Origin of the sequence: Streptomyces durocortorensis, assembly GCF_031760065.1 — a bacterium.
In the GTDB taxonomy this organism is placed as follows: domain Bacteria; phylum Actinomycetota; class Actinomycetes; order Streptomycetales; family Streptomycetaceae; genus Streptomyces.
In genome coordinates, this window is the sequence record NZ_CP134500.1 from 1,125,578 (window position 1) to 1,147,370 (window position 21,793).

The window sequence follows — 21,793 nt, forward strand, 5'->3', positions numbered from 1 at the left end:
ATGGCCGGAGAGGCTTGATTCGGCCGCCCGTGCCGTGGCCTGCGGGAGGGGTTCAGAGGGCGACCGCTTCCGCCGCGGCCCGTCCCGCCGCCCTGCCCGAGAAGATGCAGCCGCCCAGGAACGTGCCCTCCAGGGAGCGGTAGCCGTGGACACCGCCACCGCCGAAGCCAGCCGCCTCGCCCGCCGCGTACAGGCCGGGCAGCGGGGTGCCCTCGGGGGTCAGGACGCGGGAGGACAGGTCCGTCTCCAGACCGCCCAGGGACTTGCGGGTCAGGATGCTCAGGCGTACGGCGATCAGCGGGCCCGCCGCCGGGTCCAGGATGCGGTGGGGTTTCGCGGTGCGGATGAGACGGTCGCCGAGGTAGGCGCGGGCCCCGTGGATCGCGGTGACCTGGAGGTCCTTGGTGAACGGGTTGGCGATCTCACGGTCGCGGGCGGTGATCTCGCGGCGGAGCTCCTCGGCGTCGATCAGGCCGTCACCGGTCACCGCGTTCATGCCCCGGACCAGGGCCGGGAGGTCCTTCTCGACGACGAAGTCCACGCCGTTGTCCATGAACGCCTTCACCGGTGCGGGCACGTCCGCGCGGGCCCGGCCGATCACGTCGCGGACCGACTTGCCGGTCAGGTCCGGGTTCTGCTCGGAGCCGGAGAGCGCGAACTCCTTGCCGATGATGCGCTGGTTGAGGACGAACCAGGTGTAGCCGTGGCCCGAGCCCATGATGTGTTCGAGCGTGCCGAGCGTGTCGAAGCCGGGGAAGAGCGGGACCGGCAGCCGCTTGCCGCGTGCGTCCAGCCAGAGGGACGAGGGACCGGGCAGGATTCGGATGCCGTGCTTGGCCCAGATCGGGTGCCAGTTCTCGATGCCCTCGGTGTAGTGCCACATCCGGTCGCTGTTGATGTGGTGGGCGCCCGCCTTCTCGGCGATCCCGAGCATCAGCCCGTCGACATGGGCGGGGACCCCGGAGAGCATCTTCTCCGGCGGGATGCCGAGGCGCTTCGGCCACTGGGCGCGGACCAGGTCGTGGTTGCCGCCGATGCCGCCGGAGGTGACGATCACCGCTTGGGCCTTCAGCTCGAAGGAGCCGGTGGCCTCCCGGCTGCTCGCGGTGCCGCGCTCGGCCCCGCTGGGCTCCAGGATCTCCCCGGTGACCGTGTCGAGCGCCCCGGCCGTGCGGGCGAGGCCGGTGACCCGGTGGCGGAACCTCAGCCGGACGAGCCCCTTGGCGACGCCCTCACGCACCCGCCGTTCGAAGGGGGCGACGACGCCGGGGCCGGTGCCCCAGGTGATGTGGAAGCGGGGTACGGAGTTGCCGTGCCCGGTGGCGTCGTAGCCGCCGCGCTCCGCCCAGCCGACGACCGGGAAGATCCGCAGCCCCTGCTGGTGCAGCCAGGACCGCTTCTCCCCGGCGGCGAAGTCCACGTACGCCTCGGCCCACCTGCGCGGCCAGCGGTCCTCCTCCTCCCGGTCGAAGCCCGCCGTGCCGTACCAGTCCTGGAGGGCCAGCTCCCGGCTGTCCTTGATGCGCAGCCGGCGCTGCTCGGGCGAGTCGACGAGGAAGAGACCACCGAAGGACCAGTGCGCCTGACCGCCGATGGAGTGCTCGGGCTCCTGGTCGAGGAGGATCACCGAGCGTCCGGCGTCGACCAGTTCGGCCGTGGCCACGAGCCCCGCGAGTCCTGCCCCGATCACGATCACATCAGCGTCGTACGCCATGGGTTCCATCCTGTTCGGGGAGGCTCAGGGGCGGCGAAACGTTCAAGTTACCCGTGCGTCAGATCTTCGGTACCCGCCGGTGCCACGTCAACCACCCGGGTGCGGTTGGATGGGTGCATGACGCCTTCCGACGAGATCCTGGACATCGTCGACGAGAACGACGAGGTCATCGGGCAGGCCCCGCGCGGTGAGGCGACCGCGCGGGGGCTGCGCCACCGCTGCGTGTTCATCGAGGCGCGTGACGCCGGGGGGCGGGTCTTCGTGCACCGCCGCACGCCCACGAAGCTGGTCTTCCCCTCCCGCTACGACATGTTCGTCGGCGGAGTCGTGGGAGCGGGCGAGTCGTACGACGAGGCGGCGCTGCGGGAGGCCGAGGAGGAGTTGGGAGTGTCGGGGCTGCCGGAGCCCGAGCCGCTGTTCCGGTTCCTGTACGCCGGTGCCGGGCATACCTGGTGGTCCGCCGTCTACCAGGTGCGCTGCGAGCTTCCGGTGGTGCCGCAGGCCGAGGAGGTCGCCTGGCACGCGTTCCTCGACGACGGCGAGCTGGAGCGGCGGCTCGGTGAGTGGGCCTGGGTACCCGACGGCCTTGAGGCGTACCGCCGGCTGCGGGAGTTCCGGTCCGTCTGAACGTGGACGAGATCCCCTAAGGTGCCCGTGTGAACAAGATCGCGCAGAGCGTACGGCTGTGGTTCGCGCCGCAGCGCGTCCGGGAGGAGGGGAACACCCCCGACTACCGGTTCTCGCTGGCCAACGAGCGGACGTTCCTCGCCTGGATCCGGACGGCTCTGGCCCTGATCGGCGGGGGTTTCGCCGTCGACCAGTTCCTGCCGGAGCTGGCGTGGGGCGTCCGGGCGGGCCTCGCGCTCGGGCTGCTGGCCGCCGGGGTGATGTGCGCGCTGCGGGCGGTCAACCACTGGGCGCGGTGCGAGCGGGCGATGCGCCGGGGCGAGGATCTGCCGGTCTCCCGCTTTCCGACGCTGCTGTCACTCGCGGTCGCCGTCGTCGCCGTGGCGATGGTGGTGGTGGTCCTCTTCGGCTGGGAGGGCCGGTGACGGCGGCAGGGGACCGGGACCCGGGGCTCCAGCCCGAGCGGACCCGGCTGGCCTGGCGGCGTACCACGCTGTCCGCCACCGTGGTCGCACTGCTCGCCGTGCGGCAGGCCTCGCACAGCGGTGCGACCCCGGCCGCGCTGGTCGCGGTGGCGCTCAGCGCGCTGGCCTGGCTGGGGCTGCTGGTGGTGGCGCACCGCAGGGTGGTGCACATGGGCGTGGCGCGTCCGGAGCCGCTCGCGTCCAGCGGGGCGCTGCTGACGGCGCTGTGCACGGTGGCGCTGGCGGGGTTCGCGGCGGCGATGCTGTTCTGAGGCCCCTGGGCCCGAGGAAGCCTCAGGCGTCCCAGTCCACCGTCACCACGATCTTCCCCCGGGTCCGCCCCTCCTCGTTGAGCCGGTACGCCTCGGCGGCCTGCTCCAGCGGGAACACCCGGTCCACGTGGACGGTGACGATGCCCTGTTCGGCCAGCTCCGCGACCTGGGCCAGATCGTTCGCGTCGGGGCGGACGAAGGCGTAGCGGCCACCGTAGGAGAAGACCTCGCTGTCCGCGATGGAGGCGAGCCGCCCGCCGGGGGCGAGGGTGTCGGCGGAGGCGCGCAGCGCGTCGCCGCCCACCGTGTCGAAGGCGGCGTCGAAGCCCTCGGGGACCAGCTCCCGCAGCCGGTCGACGAGCCCCTCGCCGTACTCCACCGGCTCCGCGCCGAGGCTGCGCAGATGGTCGTGGTTGCGGGGGCTCGCGGTGCCGATGACCCGGCAGCCGGCGTGCCGGGCGATCTGGACGGCGAGCGATCCGACGCCGCCCGCCGCCGCGTGGACCAGAACGGTGTCGCCGTCGCGGACCTTCAGGGTGCGGTGCAGCACCTGGTACGCGGTCAGCCCGGCCAGCGGCAGGCCCGCGGCCTCCTCGAAGCCCAGGCTCAGCGGCTTGCGGGCGAGGGTGCGCACGGGGGCGGCAACGTACTCGGCGAACGTGCCGCGCGAGAGGAAGTCCTCGCGTACGTAGCCGATGACCTCGTCGCCCACCGCGAACTCGTCGACGGCGACGCCGGGTTGCACGACGACCCCGGAGACGTCCCAGCCGGGGATCACCGGGAAGACGGCTTCGAGGGCGCCCTGGAGGTAGCCCTCGCGGGCCTTCCAGTCGACCGGGTTGACGGCGGCGGCCCGTACCTTCACCAGGACCGAGTCGGGGCCGACCTTGGGGTCGGGCCGCTCGCCGTACTCCAGGACGTCGGCCGAGCCGTACGCGTTGTAGCTGATCGCCTTCATCCCTCGACCTTCCGCGCAGGTCAGCGATGGCGCAACTCAGGGCCGCGCCCCCACGGGGAGCGGCGGAAGCGAACCCTCCCCGATAACCGGCGCCGCAGGCACTGGACGACATACCGACTGGTCGGCATCATGGTGGGCGTTCGTTCTGTCGCCCCGGAGGTGCGCCCCATGAGTCCCGTCCCCCCACCAGGCATCGACCCCGAGCAGCTGCGCGGACATCTCGACCGCGAGCGCCCCGGGCTGGTGAGCGGGCCCCTCGAAGCGCGGCTGATCGAGGGCGGCCGCTCGAACCTCACGTACGTCGTCGGCGACGGGACGGGCCGGTGGGTGGTGCGCAGGCCTCCGCTCGGGCACGTCCTGGCCACCGCGCACGACATGAAGCGCGAACACCGGGTGATCAGCGCCCTGCACCCCACCGCCGTCCCGGTGCCGGAGCCGGTGCTGCTCTGCGAGGACGAGACGGTGCTCGGTGCGCCGTTCTACGTCATGGAGTACGTGGAAGGCACCCCGTACCGCACCGCCGAGCAGCTCGCCCCGCTGGGCCCCGAGCGCACCCGGGCCGCGGTCCTCGGGCTCGTCGACACCCTGGTCGATCTGCACGCGGTGGAGCCGGGGGCCGTGGGGCTCGGTGACTTCGGACGGCCGGACGGCTTCCTGGACCGGCAGCTGCGGCGCTGGGGCAAGCAGCTGGACGCCTCCCGCAACCGTGACCTGGCGGGCATCGACGAGCTGCACGCCTCCCTCGGCCGCGCGCTGCCCTCCTCCCCCGCCCCCGCCGTCGTCCACGGCGACTACCGGCTGGACAACGTGCTGCTGGGCTCCGACGACCGGATCAAGGCCGTTCTGGACTGGGAGATGTCCACGCTGGGCGATCCGCTGACCGACCTCGGGCTGCTCGTGATGTACAGCTCCGATCTCGGTCTGGCCGGCTCCCCGGTCTCCACCACCAGCGGCGCGGCCGGGCACCCGGCCCCCGCCGAGCTGATCGAGCGCTACGCCGCCCGCTCGGGCCGGGACACCTCCGCCATCGCCTGGTACACGGCGTTCGCGTGGTTCAAGCTCGCCGTGATCCTGGAGGGCATCCACTACCGCTACACCCTCGGCCAGACCGTCGGCGCGGGCTTCGACCGGATCGGCGATCTCGTCCCCGTCTTCATCGAGCACGGCCTCACCACCCTCCAGGAAGGCTGAACACCCATGGACTTCGCATTCGACGCCCGTACCGAGGAGCTGCGTTCCCGGCTGCTCGCCTTCATGGACGAGCACGTGTATCCGGCGGAGCAGGTCGCCGAGGAGCAGCGGGCGCTGCTGGCCTCGCCGTGGGACACCCCGGCGGTGGTGGGCGAGCTGAAGGCCGAGGCCCGGCGGCAGGGACTGTGGAACCTCTTCCTGCCGGACGCGGAGTACGGGGCGGGGCTGACGAACCTCCAGTACGCGCCGCTCGCGGAGATCACCGGGCGCTCCCCGCATCTCGCGCCGACCGCGCTGAACTGCGCGGCTCCGGACACCGGGAACATGGAGGTGCTCCTCCAGTTCGGCACCGACGAGCAGCGGAAGCAGTGGCTGGAGCCGCTGCTCGCCGGGGAGATCCGTTCCGCGTTCGCGATGACGGAGCCGGAGGTGGCGTCCTCGGACGCGACGAACATCGAGACCCGGATGATCCGGGAAGGCGGTGACTACGTCATCAACGGGCGCAAGTGGTACATCTCCGGGGCGATGAACCCGGACTGCGCGGTCTTCATCGTGATGGGCAAGACCGACCCGGACGGCGACGACATCCGCCGCCAGCAGTCGATGATCCTGGTCCCCCGCGACACCCCGGGCCTCGAAGTACGGCGCGCCATGCGGGTGTACGGCTATGAGGACCACTCCCACGGCGGTCATGCCGAGGTGGTCTTCCACGACGTACGGGTGCCCGCCGGGAACCTGATCGGCGAGGAGGGCGGGGGCTTCGCCATCGCGCAGGCGCGGCTGGGTCCGGGGCGCATCCACCACTGCATGCGGCTGATCGGGATGGCGGAGCGGGCCATCGAGCTGATGTGCCGGCGCGCGGTGGAACGAACGGCGTTCGGCAGGCCGCTGGCCCAGCAGGGCGTCGTGCAGAACTGGATCGCGGACGCGCGGGTGTCGGTGGAGCAGCTGCGGCTACTGGTGCTGAAGACGGCCTGGCTGATGGACACGGTGGGCAACAAGGGCGCGCACACCGAGATCCAGGCCATCAAGATCGCCACCCCGCGCGCGGTCGTGGACATCCTGGACTCCGCGGTACAGCTGCACGGGGCGGGCGGGGTCAGCCAGGACTTCCCGCTGGCGGAGCTGTGGGCGGCGGCGCGGACGCTTCGGCTGGCGGACGGGCCGGACGAGGTGCACCAGCGGTCGCTGGCCCGGCGGGAGATCAAGCGGTACGTCTGAGAGCGGGGTGCGGCCCCCTCCCGCAGGACTGCGGGAGGGGGCCGCACCCGGACTGCCCGAGGGTCAGAAGGTGAGCTTCCAGCCGTCGATGTAGCCGGTGTCGTACCGGGCGACGTCCTGGACGCGGAGCTTCCATTCGCCGTTGGCGGCCTTGTCGGAGGCGTTGACCGTGTACGTCGCGACGACGTTGTCGGCCGAGTCGCCGCTGCTGGGGTTCTTCAGCCGGTAGGCGGTGCCGTCCGGGGCCAGCAGGTCGATGACCAGGTCACCGCGCCAGGTGTGCTTGATGTCCACGCCCACCTGGAGTGCGGCCGGGGCGTTGCCGGTCCGTCCGGTGACCGCGATCGAGGAGGTCACAGCCGATCCGGCGTCCGGGATGGCGACCCGGGTGGGGTTGGAGTAGACGTCGTCCGCGGGCGGTTCGCCCGTGGAGTCCGCGGACAGGGTCCAGATCGCGTGGGCGGCGGCGTCGCTGTTGCGGTCCAGGGCGGTGTCGTTGATGTTGCCCAGGTTGTCGCAGGACGAGTGGTAGCAGCGGTCGAAGGCCTGCCCCGCGGTGCCGCCCCACTTCTGGGCCTGGGCGGCGGACTTGGTGTATCCGGCGCCGGTGAAGAGCCCGCCGACGGGGACGCCCGCGCTCTTGAACGGGGCGTGGTCGGAACGGCCGTCGCCCTCGGTCTCGATCTCGGTGGGGACGCCCAGGCCCGCGAAGTAGTCCTTGAACGTCTTCTCGATGACCGGGTCGTCGTCGTAGACGAAGTAGCCGGCGTTGGGCGAGCCGATCATGTCGAAGTTGAGATAGCCGGAGAGCTTGGAACGCTCGGCGGACGGCAGGTTGTTGACGTAGAACCGGGAGCCGACCAGGCCCAGTTCCTCCGCCCCCCACCAGGCGAACCGCAGGTGCTTGTCGGGCTGGTACCCGGCGCGGGAGACGGCGAGGGCGGTCTCCAGCACGGCCGCCGATCCGGAGGCGTTGTCGTTGATCCCGGCGCCCGAGGAGACGGAGTCGAGGTGCGCCCCGGCCATCAGGACCTCGTTCGGGTCACCGCCGGGCCAGTCGGCTATGAGGTTGTAGCCGGTGGCGCCGTTGGAGGTGAACTGCTGGACCGTGGTGGTGTATCCGGCCGCATCCAGCTTGGCCTTCACGTAGTCGACGGACGCCTTGTAGCCGGGGCGGCCGTGGGCGCGGTTGCCGCCGTTGTTCGCGGCGATCGTCGAGAACTGCGAGAGGTGGGCCTTGACGTTGGCCAGGGGGATGTCGGGGGCCGCCGCGGCGGCTGCCACCGGTGTCGTCGCCCCGGCCGCCTGCGCGGTGGGCGCGGCGGTCGCGAGGAGGGCTGCGAGGACGACGGCGGCGATGGCCGCCGGGGATCTGCGCAGGGTGAAGCGGTTCGGTCTCATTCACGGGCTCCGGATTCCGTTGGGGACTGACGGAACGTGCGGGGGGTACCCGGCCGCGCGGTGCCCGGCCGGGTCCTGGAGCTGGCTGTGCGCGATGCGTGACCGATGCTCAAGGAAATGACAGTACTCCGTCAAGAGCGGAAACCGGACAAGTCCGTTCTATTAACGAACCAACCCTCGCCCGTGAACGTCTGCGCCTCCGGGGGAGGCCGGACATGCCTCATACATCCAGACTCACCCCGCCGCGCGGAACGGGCCAGTGGATCGTCGCCGCCGCGAGCCGCCCTGGGCCTACGGGCGCAGCGCCCTCAGCAGCAGGTCCGCGAGGTGGTCGGCGACCTCCTGGCGACTGAGCGGGCCGTCGGGGCGGTACCAGGTGGAGAGGTGGTGGACCGAGCCGAAGTGGTAGTCGACGACCAGGTCGGCGGGGGTGGCCGAGGAGAAGACACCGCTGCGCTGGCCCTCCTCGATCAGGGCCCGGAACCGCTCGTGGTAGCGGCGGCGCTCCACCCGTACCTGCTTGTTCTTCTCCGGACTCAGGTGATGCATGGAGCGGAAGAAGATCGCCGCGTCGTCCAGGTTGTCGATGGTCGTCACTACCACGTCGGCCGCCGCGTCGCGCAGCCGCTCCTCCACGGGGGCGTCGGCGTCCGCGAAGGCGTCCAGGCGCTCCTGCTGGAGCCGCAGCACCCGGGCGTAGACCTCCTGGAGCAGATCCTCCTTGGAGCCGAAGTAGTGGTAGAGCGCCCCCTTGGTGACGCCCGCCGCCTCGACGATCTCCTGGACCGAGGTGCGGTCGTACCCGCGCTCGGCGAAGAGCCGGGTGGCGGCGGCCAGCAGCCGTTGGGGGACGGGAGTGCCGTTCTGGTCCGTCGCCTTGGCCATGAGCCGCCACCTTCCTTTCGTACCGTGCGCGTGCTGTTTCGACGCCGTTCTAACGGGGGGAACGCAGTTCCCGCCTGAGGATCTTCCCACTCGCCGTCTTCGGCGGCTCGGTCAGGATCACCACCTCGCGCGGATACTTGTACGCGGCAAGCCGTTCCTTGCAGTACGCACCGAGTTCGCCGGGTTCCACGGAGGCTTCCGGACGCGGGCTGACGCAGGCCCGGACGGCCTCTCCCCGGTTCGCGTCCGGCGCACCCACGACCGCCGCCTCGCGTACCGCCGGGTGGAGGACGTCCTCCACCTCGCGGGGCCGCACCTTGAACCCGGAGGCGGGCCGCGCGGCCCGGGGCCCGGTCGACGGCCGCCGGAAGGCGTGCAGCACGGTCGGGGGCGGGGTGACGGGGGTGCGCTGGGCCTCACTGAGCGGGGCGAGCCAGGGCTTGGCCGCGTAGGGGGAGGTGCCGGGGGCCACGTCGCTCACGCTCCGCCCGCCTCCTCCCACTTCTGCTGGAGGCGGTTCATGCTGCCCATCCAGCGGTCGGGGTCGGCGGCTCGGGCCTGGTAGTACCCGGCCACCTCGGGGTGCGGCAGGACCAGGAAACGGTCGGCCTCCATCGCGTCGAACAGCGAGTCGGCGACGCCCTCCGGCTCGATGGCGCCGGGCGCGAGGACCAGCTCGCCGGCCGAACCCGCGGCGGTGAGCATGTCGGTCCGCACGCCCTGCGGGCAGATCGCGTGGACCTTGATCCCCCGGTGCCGGTAGGTCAGCGAGAGCCATTCGGCGAAGGCGACGGCCCCGTGCTTGGTGACGCTGTAGGGAGCCGCGCCGATCATCGTCAGCAGCCCGGCGGCGGATGCGGTGGTGACGAAGCGGCCGCCGCCGCGCTCCAGCCACTCGGGGAGCAGGGCCCTGGCCGCGCGGACGTGGGCCATGACATTGACGTCCCAGGCCGCCGCCCAGACCTCCTCGTCGGCGAACGCGTCGCCGGGCGAGGCCAGGCCCGCGTTGGCGCAGTAGACGTCCACCGTGCCGCCCAGCGCCTCCCGGGCCGCGTCCACGACGTCCGAGGCGTCCCCGGCGACGGCAGAGCCGCCGATCTCCTTTGCCAGCGGCTCGATCCGTGCCAGGTCGAGGTCGTTGACCACGACCCGCGCCCCCTCGGCGGCGAACCTGCGGGCCAGAGCGGCTCCGATACCGCCTCCGGCCCCGGTGACCACCACGCCCGCGCCCCGCACCGTATCCATCGCCGTCCTGCCTCTCTCCCGCCCGGTCCCGACCGGCCGGTCCCGCCGGCCATCGGCAGACTAACCGGTCGGTATGTACTCGGGGAAGGGCCGGGAGGAGGGATGGGCGCGGCCCGGAGTGCGGGCTCGGGAACCGGCGCGGCGCGGGTCGTTCCGTGCCGGCCCCGCCCGCGCTAGCGTGCGTGGGCATGACAGTCAGCTCGATCACGGGGGCGCGATCATGGAGGTAGCTCAATGAGTCTGTCCCGACGTGGCCTGCTGGGCGCCGGAGGCGCCGTCGGCGCGCTCGCGGCGACGGCGACGGGCGCCGCTCCCGCCTCGGCCGCCGCCCCGGGGCACCGTCCCGGACCCGGGCGGGGCCGGGTCCGTACCGGCTTCGACCGGCTGGCGGCGGACGGGTACCGGCTGCTGCGGGGCCAGCGGGTCGGCGTCGTCACCAACCCGACCGGGGTCACCGCGGACGTCCGGCACATCGTCGATGTGATGCACCCGGACTCGCGGGTGAACCTGACCGCCGTCTTCGGCCCCGAGCACGGCTTCCGGGGCACCGCGCAGGCGGGCGGTTCGGAGGGGCGTTACGACGACCCGGCGACCGGGCTGCCGGTCTACGACACGTACCTCAAGAGCGGGCAGCCGCTCGCGGACATCTTCACCGCCTCGGGCGTGGACACGGTGCTCTTCGACATCCAGGACGCGGGCGCGCGCTTCTACACGTACATCTGGACGCTGTACGACTGCATGGAGGCGGCCGCGCTCGCGGGCAAGCGGCTGGTGGTGCTGGACCGGCCGAACCCGGTTACCGGGCGGGCGGCGCTGGGGCCGGTGCTGGACCCGGCGTTCGCCACGTTCGTCGGCCGCCGGGAGATCGCCCAGGCGCACGGGATGACGGTGGCGGAGCTGGCGCTGTTCTTCAACGCGGAGTTCCTGCACGAGAATCCCGTACGGCTGGACGTGGTGAGGATGTCCGGGTGGCGGCGCTCGGACTTCTTCGACGGCACCGGGCTGCCCTGGGTGCCGCCGAGCCCGAACATGCCGACGCCCGGGACGGCCCTCGTCTACTCCGGCACCTGCCTCTTCGAGGGCACCAACCTCTCCGAGGGCCGGGGCACCACACGGCCGTTCGAGCTGCTGGGCGCGGAGGGCATCGACCGCCGCTGGGCGGCCGCCGCGAACGCGCTGGAGCTGCCGGGCGTCGCCTTCCGCGAGGCGTACTTCACCCCGGTGTTCTCCAAGTTCGCGGGGAAGACGGTGGGCGGGGTGCAGGTGCACGTGCAGGACCGGGAGGTCTTCGACCCGGTCCGCACCGGCATCGCCCTGCTGGTGACGGCGAAGGAGACGTGGAGCGGCTTCGCCTGGCGCCCGGACCGCTGGATCGACAAGCTCACCGGCAGCACCCGGGTCCGCACGATGATCGACGCGGGCGCGGACACCGACGCGGTGGTGGGCGCCTGGCAGGAGGACCTGGCGGCCTTCCGGGCGAAGCGGCGACGCTATCTGCGGTACGGGGGGTAGCGGGGGCGGAGAGGGTGGCGCCGGGCGGCCTAACTCAGGCGCCGAGGTCCAGGTCGCCGAGGTACTCGCCGTCCTCCGTCAGCCCCCGCTTGCGGTAGCCGAGCCGGAGGTAGAACTCCTCCGGTCCGCCCTCCCCCGGGTGCCAGGTCACGGTCGAGCGCCTCCCGCCGCGCCGCCGGATCTCCTCGTTCACCGCGCCCACCGCGAACCGCCCGTACCCCCGGCCCTGCTCCCCCGCGGCGACGGCGAGCCGCCAGAGCCCGGAGCGCGGCGGGGCGTCCGGCACCCCCGCGTCGTAGTCGAAGGACACGTCGAAGAAGGCCATCACGAAACCCACGATGCGCTCGCCGTCACAGATCAGCCGGGGCCAGGCGACCTCGGGGTGCACGTAGGCCTCGGCCAGGGACTGGGCGACGGGCGAGACGAACTTCCGCTGCTCGGGCGCGACTTCCAGCCGACAGGCGGCGATGACGTTATCGGGGGTGACCTTCTCCAGGCGCGGGTGACTCGCTGTCATGCGGACACCCAACCGCACCCGCCCGGGTCGCCGCCACCGCATTCCGGCGCGGCCGCACGCCCTCTCACCACCGGCCCGCGCGCCGTTCCGCTTCCGCCCGCGCCACCCCGCCCGACGTGGGGAGTCTCAGCCAATGGACGGATTTCATCTTTCGACGGAGCCGAAACGGGCAATCGTACGTCCATTCCTTGACGTCCAAGGACGAGCGACGGAGGTGGAGAGTGCCATGGCCGGTTTCCGGAGTCTGGCGAGACAGGTCCGCGACCCGCTGGGCGATCTGGCCCTGCGGCGGTATTCGTTGCGCAAGTGCCTGGAGAGATTCGCCCCGTACGGTCACCGGGCGACCTGGGACCATCTGTGCGCCCGGCACGGGATCGATCCCGAGGACCGGGCACCCGATCCGGCGCGCCTGGTGAGCGCACTGGAGGAACTGGAGGAGGCGCGGGCCGTCTGGCTCGCGTACGAGGCGGGGTTCGCCGAGCGGCGGCGGCGCGAGAAGCACGCGGGGCTGCGGCGGCCAGGCGCGTTCGACGACTGGCACCGCCGCACCTGGGGCGGGCACGGGGTGGCCCGCTGCGCCGACCCCGGGGTGCACCCCACCGAACCGCTGGCCGAGGTGCTGCGCCGCCTCATCGCCGCCCTCGGTTCCGGACCCGGCTCCGCCTGCCCGGTCTGCGCGGGCACCGGCATCGAGTGGCGGCAGGAACGGGGACGCGAGCCCTGGGCGGGTCCGGTGTGCACGGGCTGCGGGATCGCGGTGCCCCGGCCCGCCCTGACGGACCGCACGCTGGCGATGGCCCGGCTGCCGCGACACCGGAAGCCCACCGCGACGGCGGCGTAGCACCCGGGGGGGCCTACGAGGAACGCTTGCGCTCCGGCATCAGACGGGAGCCGGTGATCCGCTCACCCGTGATGTCGTCGGGGTTGGACAGCACACAGGTCTCCAGCGACAGACAGCCGCACCCGATGCAGTCGGTCAGATGGTCGCGCAGCCGGTGCAACTGCTCGATCCGCTCGTCGAGTTCCTTGCGCCAGACCTCGGAGAGCCGAGCCCAGTCCTCGCGGTTCGGCGTGCGCTCCTCGGGCAGTTCGGCGAGCGCGTCCCGGATCGTGGCCAGCGGGATGCCGACGCGTTGTGCCGCCCGCACGAAGGCGACCCGGCGCAGCGCGTCGCGGGAGTAGCGGCGCTGGTTGCCGCTGGTGCGACGGCTGCTGATCAGGCCCTTGGCCTCGTAGAAGTGCAGGGCCGAGACAGCGGCCCCGCTGCGCGCCGAGAGCTGGCCGACCGAGAGTTCGTGGAGTGTCTGTGGGATCTGGGGCACTCCTCAAACCTACTGCCATGTCGTTGACAGGAACGCGCCGCACCATGATGCTGAGCAAGCGCTTAGACATCGCGCCGGAGGGTGCGGCGAGCCGGAAGGCAGGGACCGGGAACATGGCAGAGCCGAAGATCTTCACGTCCGCACAGGAGCTGCGGGACGGAGTGGGCGAGCAGCTGGGACACAGCGACTGGCTGGAGATCGAGCAGAAGAGGATCGACCAGTTCGCCGAGGCGACCGGCGACCACCAGTGGATCCATGTGGACCCGGAGCGCGCGAAGGAAGGACCCTTCGGCACGACGATCGCGCACGGCTATCTGACGCTGTCGCTGCTGCCCGCGCTGGTGCCGCAGGTGATGCGGGTCGAGGGCATGAAGATGGGCATCAACTACGGTACGAACAAGGTCCGTTTCCCCTCGACCGTCCCGGTGGGCTCCCGGCTGCGGGCCACGGCGGTGCTCCGGAGCGTCGAGGAGGTGGGCGGCGGCGTGCAGGTCACGGCCGTCGTCACGGTCGAGCGCGAGGACAGCGAGAAGCCTGCCTGCGTGGCCGAGTCGGTGTCCCGCTACTACTTCTGATCCGGGGGCCGTGAACACCTGCGGCCCGGGGGCCGTGACCGCGTACGATCCGGAGCCGTGACTACCTGCGGTCCGGGGCCGTACGGGCTCCGACCATCCGCAGGACGAGGCCTGCGTACAGCTCACCGACCTCGTCGGGCGTGCGGCTGCCCTGGGCGTTGAACCAGCGGGCCACATCGATGCAGAGGGACAGCACCGCGAGCGTGGTGCCGGGAATGTCCGGGACGTCGAACTCGCCGTCCCGCACACCCTCGCTGATGATCCGGCGCACCACCGCGTCGCTCTTGCGGCGCAGCGCGACGATCTCCGTACGGTGCTCGTCGCCGAGGGCATCGAGCTCGTACTGCACGACCCGGGCGGTGGTGTGCCGCTCGGCGTGCCAGCGGACGAAGGAGCGGGCGGCCCCGGCGAGCCGCTCGGCGGCGGTGCCGTCCCGGTCCGCCTCGGCCTCCAGGACGTACAGCGCCCGTTCGTGGCCGATCTTGCTGATCCGGTGGAGCAGCTCTTCCTTGGTCTTGTAGTGGATGTAGAGGGCAGCGGGGCTCATCCCGGCCCGCCCGGCGATGTCACGGGTGGTGGTCGCGTGGTACCCGCGCTCGGCGAAGGCGTCCACGGCGGCGACGAGGAGCCGCCTGGCCGCCTCGGGAGTGACCTCGCCCCACGGGGCGTCCTCGCCGCTCGTCTCCTCCGCCGTACTCATCGCCCAGGGCCCCTCTCCGTCAACAGGACGAACACCATACCCCGAACCTGAGCAAGCGCTTAGGGCCGTCTCGCCGCCCTGCCGGGTCAGAGCTTCTGGAAGGGGTCGTGCTCGGCGAGGATCTTCTCCAGCCGGGCCTGGTCCACCCGGCTGACGATCTGCCCGGCCTCCTGGCGGTCCCGGATCACCTTGGCCAGCGTGAAGCAGGACGTGACGAGGTAGAGCACGCCGATGGCGAGGAAGCCGCGCACCCAGGCATCGGCGTCGAGGAAGAAGATACCGAGGGCCACCGCACCCATCGCCACCAGGAAGGAGGCGACGGCCTGGCCGTAGAAGGCGGCGGTGCTCTGCTGCTTGACCGATGTCGTGTCACTCATGGGTCGAGCATCCGCCGGCGTGGCGCACGCCACATCCGCGCCCGTACTCAGACGGCTACTCAGACACCCGTACGAACCGGGGCCGACGGCGCTCAGAACGCGGAGACACCCGTCAGCGCGCGGCCGATGATGAGCTTCTGGATCTGGCTGGTGCCCTCGTAGAGCGTCATCACCCGGGCGTCCCGCAGGAGTTTGCCGACCGGGTACTCGTCGATGTAGCCGTAGCCGCCGAAGACCTGGAGTGCGTTGCCGGCGCAGCGGACGGCGGCCTCGGAGGCGTACAGCTTGGCCTTGGAGGCGGCGGTGGCGAACTCCTGGCCCCGGTCGACCAGATCAGCGACCCGCCAGGTGAGCAGCCGGGCGGCGTCCACGTCCACGGCGATGTCGCTCAGCAGCTCCTGGACGAGCTGGTGGCGGGCGATGGCCTTGCCGAACTGCTCGCGCTCACCGGCGTAGCGCACGGCCGCGTCCAGGGCGGCCTGGGCGATGCCCACACAGCCCGCGGCGACCGACATCCGCCCCTTGGCCAGGGCGGACATGGCGATGGAGAAGCCCTTGCCCTCGGGGCCGAGGAGGGCGGCCGCGGGTACCCGGACATCCTCCAGGACCAGTTCGGCGGTGGCCTGGCCGCGCAGGCCGAGCTTGCCGTGGATGGTGCGCCGGGTGAGGCCGGGGGCGTCGGCGGGGACGAGGAAGGCGGAGACCCCGCGGTGGCCGGGGGCGTCGTTCGTGCGGGCGAAGAGCAGCACCACGTCGGCCCAGGTGCCGTTGGTGATGAACATCTTGGTGCCGTTGACGACGTAGTCACCGCCGTCGCGTACGGCCCGGGTGGCGAGGTTCCCGGCGTCCGAACCGGTGCCGGGCTCGGTGAGGCCGAAGCAGCCGATCGCCTCGCCCGCCGTCAGCCGGGGCAGCCACTGCCGCTTCTGCTCCTCGCTCCCCCAGGACGCGAGGGTCTTGGCGACCAGACCGAGCGATACGGAGACGATGCCGCGCACGGAGGAGTCGCCGCGGCCCAGCTCCTCGGTGACCAGACAGTAGGAGAGGTGGTCGCCGCCGGAGCCGCCGTACTCCTCGGGGACGGTGAGCCCGAGGAAGCCGAGGTCCCCGAGCTTCTTCACGATCGACCTGTCGACATTCTCGGCCCGGTCCCACGCGACGGCGTGTGGCGCGACCTCACGGGCGACGAAGTCCGCCGCCAGCTTCCGGACGGCTTCCTGCTCCTCACTGAGCGTCAGGTCCATCGTGCGCCACCCCACCTCTCGCCAGCGCTTTAATTAGCACTGCTAGTTTCTGGCTCGGGGGCCCTACTATGGGCCGCATGGCCCGACCGCGCAAGCCCCTCCTCAGCAGAGACCGCATCGTCGGGGCGGCGAGCGCGCTCGTGGACGCCGAGGGGCTCGACGCCGTCTCCACCCGTCGTCTCGCGGCGGTCCTGGGCGTCAGCGGGCCCTCGCTCTACAACCACTTCCGCAACAAGGACGAGATCCTCGACGCGGTCGCCGACGCCGTCTCCGTACAGGTCGACCTGTCGATGTTCGAGGAGTCGGACCCGCGCGACTGGCGCGCGGCCCTGCACGACTGGGCGCTGTCCTACCGGGCCGCCCTCGCCGCGCATCCGCACATCGTGCCCGTGCTCGCCCGGGGCCCCGGGCGCCGTCCGGCGGGGCTGCGGGTCGCCGACGCGGTGTTCGGGGCGATGGTGGGGGCGGGGTGGCCGCCCGCGCAGGCGACCCGGATCGGGGCGCTGATGCGGTACTTCATCACCGGGTCGGCGCTGGGGTCCTTCGCCGGGGGGTTCGTCGACGACGAGAGTGCCTACGACCCGGCCGACTACCCGCACCTGGGCCAGGCGCACCTGTTGGCCGACCGCCGGCGGCAGGTGGACGACGGGGCGTTCGAGGTGGGGCTGCGGGCGCTGCTGGACGGGCTGGCGCTCCAGTACGAGGAGTACGCACGGCCTGCGGCGCCGTCGCCCGGCCGCTTTGACGATTGACGGTCCTCGACAATCGAGTGGGTGCCGAAGCGTCCCGACCCTACGGTCGTGGCCATGACGACGCCCCCGACACTCCTTCCGGTCTCCGCACCGGCCCGCCAGTGGCGCACCCCGGCCGCCGCCTGCACCACCGTCGTGCTGTGGGCCTCCGCCTTCGTCTCGATCCGCAGTGCGGGCGAGGCGTACTCCCCCGGTGCCCTGGCCCTCGGGCGGCTGCTGGCGGGGACGCTGGTGCTCGGGGCGATCCTGCTCGTACGGCGGGAGGGGCTGCCCGGCAAGGGTGCCTGGCCGGGGATCGTCACCTCGGGGCTGCTGTGGTTCGGGCTGTACATGGTGGTCCTGAACTGGGGCGAGCAGGAGGTGGACGCGGGCACGGCGGCGATGCTGGTGAACATCGGGCCGATCCTGATCGCCCTGCTGGGCGCCCGGATGCTCGGCGAGGGGCTGCCGCGCCGACTGCTGGCGGGGATGGGCGTCTCGTTCGCGGGCGCGGTCGTGGTCGGCTTCGCGATGTCCGGACACGGCGGCTCCTCCGTGCTGGGCGTGGCGCTGTGCCTGCTGGCCGCGCTGGCGTACGCGGCGGGTGCGGTGAGCCAGAAGCCGGCCCTGGCGCACGGCTCCTCGCTCCAGATCAACACCTTCGGCTGCCTGATCGGGGCCGTCGCCTGCCTGCCGTTCACCGGGGCGCTGGTCTCCGAGGCGGCCGACGCGCCGCTGTCCGCCACGCTGAACATGGTCTACCTGGGCGTCTTCCCGACCGCGCTGGCCTTCACGACCTGGGGCTACGCGATGGCCCGGACCACCGCGGGCCGGATGGGCGCGACCACGTACGCCGTTCCGGCGCTGGTCGTGGGGATGGCGTGGGTGCTGCTGGACGAGGTGCCGACCTCGCTCGGCATCGTCGGCGGGGCGCTCTGCCTGGCCGGGGTGGCGGTCTCCCGGAGCCGTCAGCAGACTGGCTCCACACGCGGAAATCCGGCCCGGCCGGTGGAGGGATCCCGTCATGACCCGGAGCGCCAAGCGGAACGGACGTAGCGGAACCAAGGGGAAGGCGGGGCCGGGCGACGGCAGCGCCCCGGAGGCGGACCGGCGGACGGCGGAGGCGGACGGACAGAGAGCGGGGGCGGACGGGCGGGCGGCCCGCTACGGCGGGTCGCTTCTGGACGGATTCGCGGTGGCCGACAGCGGTGACGACGATCCGGTCCTGGTGACCCCGGAGGGGCATGCGCGTGACGCCTGGCGGGAGGACTACCCCTACGACCGCAAGCTGCGCCGCCGCGACTACGACCGGGCCAAGCGGGCGCTCCAGATCGAACTGCTGAAGCTCCAGCACTGGGTGAAGGAGCGCGACGAGCGGCTGGTGATCCTCTTCGAGGGACGGGACGCGGCGGGCAAGGGCGGCACGATCAGACGGTTCACCGAGCACCTCAATCCGCGCGGTGCGCGGGTGGTGGCGCTGGAGAAACCGACCGAGCGCGAACGCACCCAGTGGTACTTCCAGCGCTATGCGGCGCATCTGCCGAGCGCCGGGGAGATCGTCCTGTTCGACCGGTCCTGGTACAACCGGGCGGGCGTGGAGCGGGTGATGGGGTTCTGCACGACCCACGAGTACCTGGAGTTCATGCACCAGGCGCCGGGCTTCGAGCGGATGCTCGCCCGGGACGGCGTCCGCCTGGTGAAGTTCTGGTTCTCCGTCTCCCGCAACGAGCAGCGCAACCGGTTCATGATCCGGCAGATCGACCCGGTACGGCGGTGGAAGCTGAGCCCCGTCGATCTGGCGTCGCTGGACAAGTGGGACGAGTACACCGAGGCCAAGGAGCTGATGCTCTTCCACACCGACACCGCCGACGCGCCCTGGACGGTGGTGAAGAGCAACGACAAGAAGCGGGCCCGGCTGGAGGCGATGCGGCATGTGCTGGACCGCTTCGACTACCCGGGCAAGGACCCGGAGGCGGTCGGGGTGCCGGACCCGCTGATCGTGGGCCCGGCCTCCCGGCTGTTCGAGGAGGGCGAGATGGACGCCCGGCTGCTGGGGCCGGTGACGTCGACGTCCCGGACGACGGACTACTGACCCTCTCCCCGGTGTCCTGGGTCAGGAATTCCCGAAGACCACCAGGGCGCGGCCGCCCTTGCCCGCGACCATGTTGTCGAAGGCGGCGGGAATGCCGTCCAGGGCGATGCGCTCGGTGACCATCATCGACAGGTCGAAGCGGCCCGCGCGGATGTGGTCGGCGAGGGCGGGCAGATCGCGGGCCGGGTCGCTGTTGCCGTACACGCAGCCCGTCAGGGAGCGGCCCCAGTGGAAGATCTCCAGGGCGTTGAAGGTGACCTCCTGGTCCTTGCCACCGATGCCGACGACCGTGGTACGCCCGCCGCGCCGGGTGGACTCCCAGGCGGCGCGGATGGTCGCGGGCCGCCCGACGCACTCCACGGCGACGTCCGCGCCCTGGCCTCCGGTCAGTTTGCGGATCTCGCGCGCGGTGGTGGCGGAGGCGATGGCGTAGTCGGTGGCTCCGGCCCGCCGGGCGAGCTCCTCCTTGGCCGGGGAGACGTCGACCGCGATGATCCGGGAGGCGCCCGCGATCCGGGCGGCCTGGAGCACGGCGAGGCCGACGCCGCCGATCCCGAACACGACGACGCTCTCGCCCTCACGGACCCGGGCGCTGTGGTGGATCGCCCCGTAGCCGGTGAGGACCGCGCAGCCGAGGAGCGCGGCGTCGGTGAGGGGAACGCCGTCGGGGGCGGGGAGCACGCAGTTCGCGGCGACGACGGTCTCCTCGGCGAAGGCCGCGACGTTGAGCCCCGGGTGGAGCTCCGTGCCGTCCGCCGTGCGGGCGTGGAGGTTGGCGGTCCCCTTGAGGGCGTCGGCGCAGAGCCACACCTCGCCGATCCCGCAATGGAAGCAGGCCCCGCAGGAGGGCGCCCAGTTGAGGACGACGCCGTCGCCCGGGGCGACATGGGTGACACCCTCGCCGACCGCCAGGACGGTGCCCGCGCCCTCGTGGCCGAGGACGGCGGGCACCGGGACGCGCATGGTGCCGTTGGACAGGGACAGGTCGGAGTGGCAGACCCCGGCGGCGGCGAGCGCGACGCGCACCTGGCCGGGGCCGGGCTCCGGCAGGACGATGTCGGTGATCTCCAGCGGAGCTCCGACGGCGGGCAGTACGGCGGCGCGGACCACGAACAGACTCCTAGATGAGGGACTTCTGGGACGGTTGCGGGTTCAGAACTGGAGCGACTTCGTCTGGAGATACTCCGCCAGACCGTGCGCCCCCAGCTCGCGCCCCACCCCCGACTGCTTGTAACCGCCGAACGGGGCCAGCGGGTTGAACCGCCCGCCGTTGATGTCGACCTGTCCGGTGTCCATCCGGCGGGCGAAGGCCACCGCCTCCTCGTCGTCCGCGGCCCACACGGCGCCCGCCAGCCCGTAGACGGTGTCGTTGGCGATCCGCAGGGCGTCGTCCACGTCCTCGTAGCGGAGGATCGAGACGACCGGGCCGAAGATCTCCTCCTGGGCGATGGTCATGTCCGGGGTGACGTCGGCGAAGACGGTGGGGCTGACGTAGTAGCCGCTCTCCAGAGGGGCTTCCGGGCCGCCCGCGACCAGCCGGGCGCCTTCCGCGACGCCCCTCTCGATGTAACCGCGCACCCGGGCCTGCTGCTTGGCGTTGACGAGCGGGCCGACCCGCTCCCCGGCGACGTACTTGGTGACGGCGTTCGCCGCGAGCTCCACGGCCTCGTCGTACCGCTCGGCGTCCACGAGCATCCGGGTCCAGGCGCTGCACGTCTGGCCCGAGTTGGTCATCACGTTGGCGATGCCGACGTTGACGGCCTTGGCGAGGTCCGCGCCGGGGAGGATGACGTTGGCGGACTTGCCGCCCAGTTCGAGGGCGACGCGCTTGACGGCGGCCCCGGCGGTGGCCCCGATCTGCTTGCCGACGGCGGTGGAGCCGGTGAAGGAGACCAGGTCGACGTCCTCGTGCGCGGCGAGCGCCTGGCCCGCGACCGGTCCGAGGCCGGTGACGAGGTTGAAGACGCCGGGCGGCAGACCTGCGGCCTCGGTGGCCTCGGCGAAGAGCTGGGCGGTGAGCGGGGTGTCCTCGGCGGGCTTGAGGACGATCGTGCAGCCCGCGGCGAGGGCGGGGGCGACCTTGGCGACGATCTGGTGGAGCGGGTAGTTCCAGGGGGTGATCGCGCCGACGACACCGACCGGCTCCAGGAGCACGGTGGAGTTGCCGATCCGCTCCTCGAAGGTGTGGCGCGCGGCCAGTTCGGCGTACGAGGAGGCGACCAGCACCGGGACGCCCGCGTGGACCGTCTGCGAGAGCGGCAGCGGCGAGCCCAGCTCGGCGGTGATCGTCTCGGCCAGCTCGTCCTTGCGGGCGGCCAGCGCGTCGGCGAGCGCGGTGAGCCGGGCCGCGCGCTCGGCGGGCGGGGTGGCGGCCCAGGCGGGGAGAGCGGCCCGCGCGGCCCGTACCGCCGCGTCGACGTCCTCGGCCGTGCCCGCCGGCACGTGGGCGATGACCTGCTCGTCGGCCGGGTTCACGACCGCGATCGTGTCCCGGCCGACGGCGGGCCGCCACGCGCCGTCGATGTACATCTGGTCATGGGCCTTCATGGCTGTTTCCTCCCGGACGTGCTGTGCGGAGCGCCGAAGCCGTGCGGCGGGCGCGGGGCCCTGTCACACCCGCCCAAACTAGCGCCGTTAGTTTTTCGGCGCCAGGGAGCCTCCGGAGACACCGGTCACGCCGGAGTGCGCACCGGGCGCGGGTGTCTTCCGGCGGCGGCCCGTCCTGCGGCGGCCCTCCGGCGGGTG

At 72.2% G+C, this 21,793-nt stretch carries 23 protein-coding genes and 1 pseudogene; 11 read left to right on the forward strand and 13 right to left on the reverse strand.

Features of this window, described 5'->3' with window-relative positions:
- Window positions 1-52: 52 nt before the first annotated feature.
- The gene (locus tag RI138_RS04885; protein ID WP_311118905.1) at window positions 53-1,714 is read right to left on the reverse strand and encodes an FAD-binding dehydrogenase; all 1,662 of its coding nucleotides are present in this window, start codon (window positions 1,712-1,714) and stop codon (window positions 53-55) included.
- A 117-nt stretch (window positions 1,715-1,831) separates the two neighbouring features.
- On the opposite strand from RI138_RS04885, the gene RI138_RS04890 reads away from it, so the two are divergent.
- The 3 genes from RI138_RS04890 to RI138_RS04900 are packed head-to-tail and all read left to right on the forward strand — an operon-like array spanning window position 1,832 to window position 3,077.
- A complete protein-coding gene (locus tag RI138_RS04890; protein ID WP_311118906.1) occupies window positions 1,832-2,341 on the forward strand; it encodes an NUDIX domain-containing protein in 510 nt (169 codons plus the stop codon).
- A 29-nt stretch (window positions 2,342-2,370) separates the two neighbouring features.
- On the forward strand, window positions 2,371-2,766 hold the full coding sequence (locus RI138_RS04895; protein WP_096627842.1) for a YidH family protein: 396 nt from the start codon (window positions 2,371-2,373) through the stop codon (window positions 2,764-2,766).
- Complete coding sequence (locus tag RI138_RS04900) at window positions 2,763-3,077, forward strand: DUF202 domain-containing protein (RefSeq protein WP_096627841.1); 315 nt, start codon at window positions 2,763-2,765, stop codon at window positions 3,075-3,077. Before RI138_RS04895 ends, RI138_RS04900 begins: the two co-directional genes overlap by 4 nt.
- A gap of 22 nt (window positions 3,078-3,099) precedes the next feature.
- On the opposite strand, the gene RI138_RS04905 is transcribed toward RI138_RS04900, so the two are convergent.
- Window positions 3,100-4,035, reverse strand: coding sequence for an NADP-dependent oxidoreductase (locus RI138_RS04905; RefSeq protein WP_311118907.1), 936 nt, complete (start codon window positions 4,033-4,035; stop codon window positions 3,100-3,102).
- Between the two features lie 168 nt (window positions 4,036-4,203).
- Here RI138_RS04905 and RI138_RS04910 point away from each other — a divergent pair, with 168 nt between their 5' ends.
- Window positions 4,204-5,226 (forward strand): phosphotransferase family protein, encoded by a 1,023-nt coding sequence (locus RI138_RS04910; protein WP_096627838.1) that lies wholly within the window; start codon window positions 4,204-4,206, stop codon window positions 5,224-5,226.
- Between the two features lie 6 nt (window positions 5,227-5,232).
- The gene (locus tag RI138_RS04915; protein WP_311118908.1) at window positions 5,233-6,447 is read left to right on the forward strand and encodes an acyl-CoA dehydrogenase family protein; all 1,215 of its coding nucleotides are present in this window, start codon (window positions 5,233-5,235) and stop codon (window positions 6,445-6,447) included.
- A gap of 63 nt (window positions 6,448-6,510) precedes the next feature.
- Here RI138_RS04915 and RI138_RS04920 read toward each other — a convergent pair whose 3' ends face one another.
- The 4 genes and pseudogenes from RI138_RS04920 to RI138_RS04935 form a co-directional block, all read right to left on the reverse strand.
- Window positions 6,511-7,848 (reverse strand): M28 family metallopeptidase, encoded by a 1,338-nt coding sequence (locus tag RI138_RS04920; protein ID WP_311118909.1) that lies wholly within the window; start codon window positions 7,846-7,848, stop codon window positions 6,511-6,513.
- Between the two features lie 291 nt (window positions 7,849-8,139).
- A complete protein-coding gene (locus RI138_RS04925; protein ID WP_096627833.1) occupies window positions 8,140-8,733 on the reverse strand; it encodes a TetR/AcrR family transcriptional regulator in 594 nt (197 codons plus the stop codon).
- A 49-nt stretch (window positions 8,734-8,782) separates the two neighbouring features.
- Window positions 8,783-9,064, reverse strand: a pseudogene (locus RI138_RS04930) (AMP-binding enzyme); the annotation flags it as partial.
- Between the two features lie 146 nt (window positions 9,065-9,210).
- Window positions 9,211-9,978 carry an SDR family oxidoreductase gene (locus RI138_RS04935; protein WP_311118910.1) on the reverse strand — a complete coding sequence of 256 codons (768 nt, stop codon included), beginning with the start codon at window positions 9,976-9,978 and terminating at the stop codon, window positions 9,211-9,213.
- A gap of 234 nt (window positions 9,979-10,212) precedes the next feature.
- On the opposite strand from RI138_RS04935, the gene RI138_RS04940 reads away from it, so the two are divergent.
- Window positions 10,213-11,490 carry an exo-beta-N-acetylmuramidase NamZ family protein gene (locus RI138_RS04940; protein WP_311118911.1) on the forward strand — a complete coding sequence of 426 codons (1,278 nt, stop codon included), beginning with the start codon at window positions 10,213-10,215 and terminating at the stop codon, window positions 11,488-11,490.
- A gap of 34 nt (window positions 11,491-11,524) precedes the next feature.
- On the opposite strand, the gene RI138_RS04945 is transcribed toward RI138_RS04940, so the two are convergent.
- Window positions 11,525-12,007 (reverse strand): GNAT family N-acetyltransferase, encoded by a 483-nt coding sequence (locus RI138_RS04945; RefSeq protein WP_311118912.1) that lies wholly within the window; start codon window positions 12,005-12,007, stop codon window positions 11,525-11,527.
- A 226-nt stretch (window positions 12,008-12,233) separates the two neighbouring features.
- On the opposite strand from RI138_RS04945, the gene RI138_RS04950 reads away from it, so the two are divergent.
- The gene (locus tag RI138_RS04950) at window positions 12,234-12,848 is read left to right on the forward strand and encodes a hypothetical protein (protein WP_311118913.1); all 615 of its coding nucleotides are present in this window, start codon (window positions 12,234-12,236) and stop codon (window positions 12,846-12,848) included.
- Between the two features lie 13 nt (window positions 12,849-12,861).
- Here RI138_RS04950 and soxR read toward each other — a convergent pair whose 3' ends face one another.
- A complete protein-coding gene (soxR, locus tag RI138_RS04955; RefSeq protein ID WP_311118914.1) occupies window positions 12,862-13,329 on the reverse strand; it encodes a redox-sensitive transcriptional activator SoxR in 468 nt (155 codons plus the stop codon).
- 113 nt (window positions 13,330-13,442) lie between these two features.
- Here soxR and RI138_RS04960 point away from each other — a divergent pair, with 113 nt between their 5' ends.
- A complete protein-coding gene (locus RI138_RS04960) occupies window positions 13,443-13,904 on the forward strand; it encodes a MaoC family dehydratase (RefSeq protein WP_096627891.1) in 462 nt (153 codons plus the stop codon).
- A gap of 61 nt (window positions 13,905-13,965) precedes the next feature.
- Here RI138_RS04960 and RI138_RS04965 read toward each other — a convergent pair whose 3' ends face one another.
- The 3 genes from RI138_RS04965 to RI138_RS04975 all read right to left on the reverse strand — a co-directional run bounded on the left by RI138_RS04965 (window position 13,966) and on the right by RI138_RS04975 (window position 16,225).
- Window positions 13,966-14,604, reverse strand: coding sequence for a TetR/AcrR family transcriptional regulator (locus RI138_RS04965; protein WP_096627822.1), 639 nt, complete (start codon window positions 14,602-14,604; stop codon window positions 13,966-13,968).
- An 86-nt stretch (window positions 14,605-14,690) separates the two neighbouring features.
- Entirely contained in the window at window positions 14,691-14,981 is a 291-nt protein-coding gene (locus RI138_RS04970; protein WP_015607581.1) for a YiaA/YiaB family inner membrane protein, read from the reverse strand.
- A 92-nt stretch (window positions 14,982-15,073) separates the two neighbouring features.
- Complete coding sequence (locus tag RI138_RS04975; RefSeq protein WP_311118915.1) at window positions 15,074-16,225, reverse strand: acyl-CoA dehydrogenase family protein; 1,152 nt, start codon at window positions 16,223-16,225, stop codon at window positions 15,074-15,076.
- A gap of 77 nt (window positions 16,226-16,302) precedes the next feature.
- Here RI138_RS04975 and RI138_RS04980 point away from each other — a divergent pair, with 77 nt between their 5' ends.
- From RI138_RS04980 to ppk2, 3 genes are read left to right on the forward strand one after another with little or no spacing between them, the layout of a single operon-like run.
- Window positions 16,303-16,977, forward strand: a complete 675-nt coding sequence (locus RI138_RS04980; RefSeq protein WP_096627889.1) for a TetR/AcrR family transcriptional regulator — start codon at window positions 16,303-16,305, stop codon at window positions 16,975-16,977.
- Window positions 16,978-17,031: 54 nt separating this feature from the next.
- Window positions 17,032-18,012 carry a DMT family transporter gene (locus RI138_RS04985; RefSeq protein ID WP_311118916.1) on the forward strand — a complete coding sequence of 327 codons (981 nt, stop codon included), beginning with the start codon at window positions 17,032-17,034 and terminating at the stop codon, window positions 18,010-18,012.
- Entirely contained in the window at window positions 17,981-19,048 is a 1,068-nt protein-coding gene (gene ppk2, locus RI138_RS04990; RefSeq protein ID WP_311118917.1) for a polyphosphate kinase 2, read from the forward strand. Before RI138_RS04985 ends, ppk2 begins: the two co-directional genes overlap by 32 nt.
- A 21-nt stretch (window positions 19,049-19,069) precedes the next feature.
- Here ppk2 and RI138_RS04995 read toward each other — a convergent pair whose 3' ends face one another.
- Both RI138_RS04995 and RI138_RS05000 read right to left on the reverse strand, forming a co-directional pair.
- Complete coding sequence (locus tag RI138_RS04995; RefSeq protein WP_311118918.1) at window positions 19,070-20,158, reverse strand: Zn-dependent alcohol dehydrogenase; 1,089 nt, start codon at window positions 20,156-20,158, stop codon at window positions 19,070-19,072.
- Window positions 20,159-20,200: 42 nt separating this feature from the next.
- The gene (locus RI138_RS05000) at window positions 20,201-21,595 is read right to left on the reverse strand and encodes an aldehyde dehydrogenase family protein (RefSeq protein ID WP_311118919.1); all 1,395 of its coding nucleotides are present in this window, start codon (window positions 21,593-21,595) and stop codon (window positions 20,201-20,203) included.
- Window positions 21,596-21,793 lie beyond the last annotated feature (198 nt).

Coding starts and splice junctions, on each gene's coding strand:
- RI138_RS04885 (WP_311118905.1), bottom strand. CDS start 1,714: ATGGCGTACGACGCTGATGTGATCGTGATCGGGGCAGGACTCGCGGGG.
- RI138_RS04890 (WP_311118906.1), top strand. CDS start 1,832: ATGACGCCTTCCGACGAGATCCTGGACATCGTCGACGAGAACGACGAG.
- RI138_RS04905 (WP_311118907.1), bottom strand. CDS start 4,035: ATGAAGGCGATCAGCTACAACGCGTACGGCTCGGCCGACGTCCTGGAG.
- RI138_RS04910 (WP_096627838.1), top strand. CDS start 4,204: ATGAGTCCCGTCCCCCCACCAGGCATCGACCCCGAGCAGCTGCGCGGA.
- RI138_RS04915 (WP_311118908.1), top strand. CDS start 5,233: ATGGACTTCGCATTCGACGCCCGTACCGAGGAGCTGCGTTCCCGGCTG.
- RI138_RS04920 (WP_311118909.1), bottom strand. CDS start 7,848: ATGAGACCGAACCGCTTCACCCTGCGCAGATCCCCGGCGGCCATCGCC.
- RI138_RS04925 (WP_096627833.1), bottom strand. CDS start 8,733: ATGGCCAAGGCGACGGACCAGAACGGCACTCCCGTCCCCCAACGGCTG.
- RI138_RS04935 (WP_311118910.1), bottom strand. CDS start 9,978: ATGGATACGGTGCGGGGCGCGGGCGTGGTGGTCACCGGGGCCGGAGGC.
- RI138_RS04940 (WP_311118911.1), top strand. CDS start 10,213: ATGAGTCTGTCCCGACGTGGCCTGCTGGGCGCCGGAGGCGCCGTCGGC.
- RI138_RS04945 (WP_311118912.1), bottom strand. CDS start 12,007: ATGACAGCGAGTCACCCGCGCCTGGAGAAGGTCACCCCCGATAACGTC.
- RI138_RS04950 (WP_311118913.1), top strand. CDS start 12,234: ATGGCCGGTTTCCGGAGTCTGGCGAGACAGGTCCGCGACCCGCTGGGC.
- RI138_RS04960 (WP_096627891.1), top strand. CDS start 13,443: ATGGCAGAGCCGAAGATCTTCACGTCCGCACAGGAGCTGCGGGACGGA.
- RI138_RS04965 (WP_096627822.1), bottom strand. CDS start 14,604: ATGAGTACGGCGGAGGAGACGAGCGGCGAGGACGCCCCGTGGGGCGAG.
- RI138_RS04970 (WP_015607581.1), bottom strand. CDS start 14,981: ATGAGTGACACGACATCGGTCAAGCAGCAGAGCACCGCCGCCTTCTAC.
- RI138_RS04975 (WP_311118915.1), bottom strand. CDS start 16,225: ATGGACCTGACGCTCAGTGAGGAGCAGGAAGCCGTCCGGAAGCTGGCG.
- RI138_RS04980 (WP_096627889.1), top strand. CDS start 16,303: ATGGCCCGACCGCGCAAGCCCCTCCTCAGCAGAGACCGCATCGTCGGG.
- RI138_RS04985 (WP_311118916.1), top strand. CDS start 17,032: ATGACGACGCCCCCGACACTCCTTCCGGTCTCCGCACCGGCCCGCCAG.
- ppk2 (WP_311118917.1), top strand. CDS start 17,981: ATGACCCGGAGCGCCAAGCGGAACGGACGTAGCGGAACCAAGGGGAAG.
- RI138_RS05000 (WP_311118919.1), bottom strand. CDS start 21,595: ATGAAGGCCCATGACCAGATGTACATCGACGGCGCGTGGCGGCCCGCC.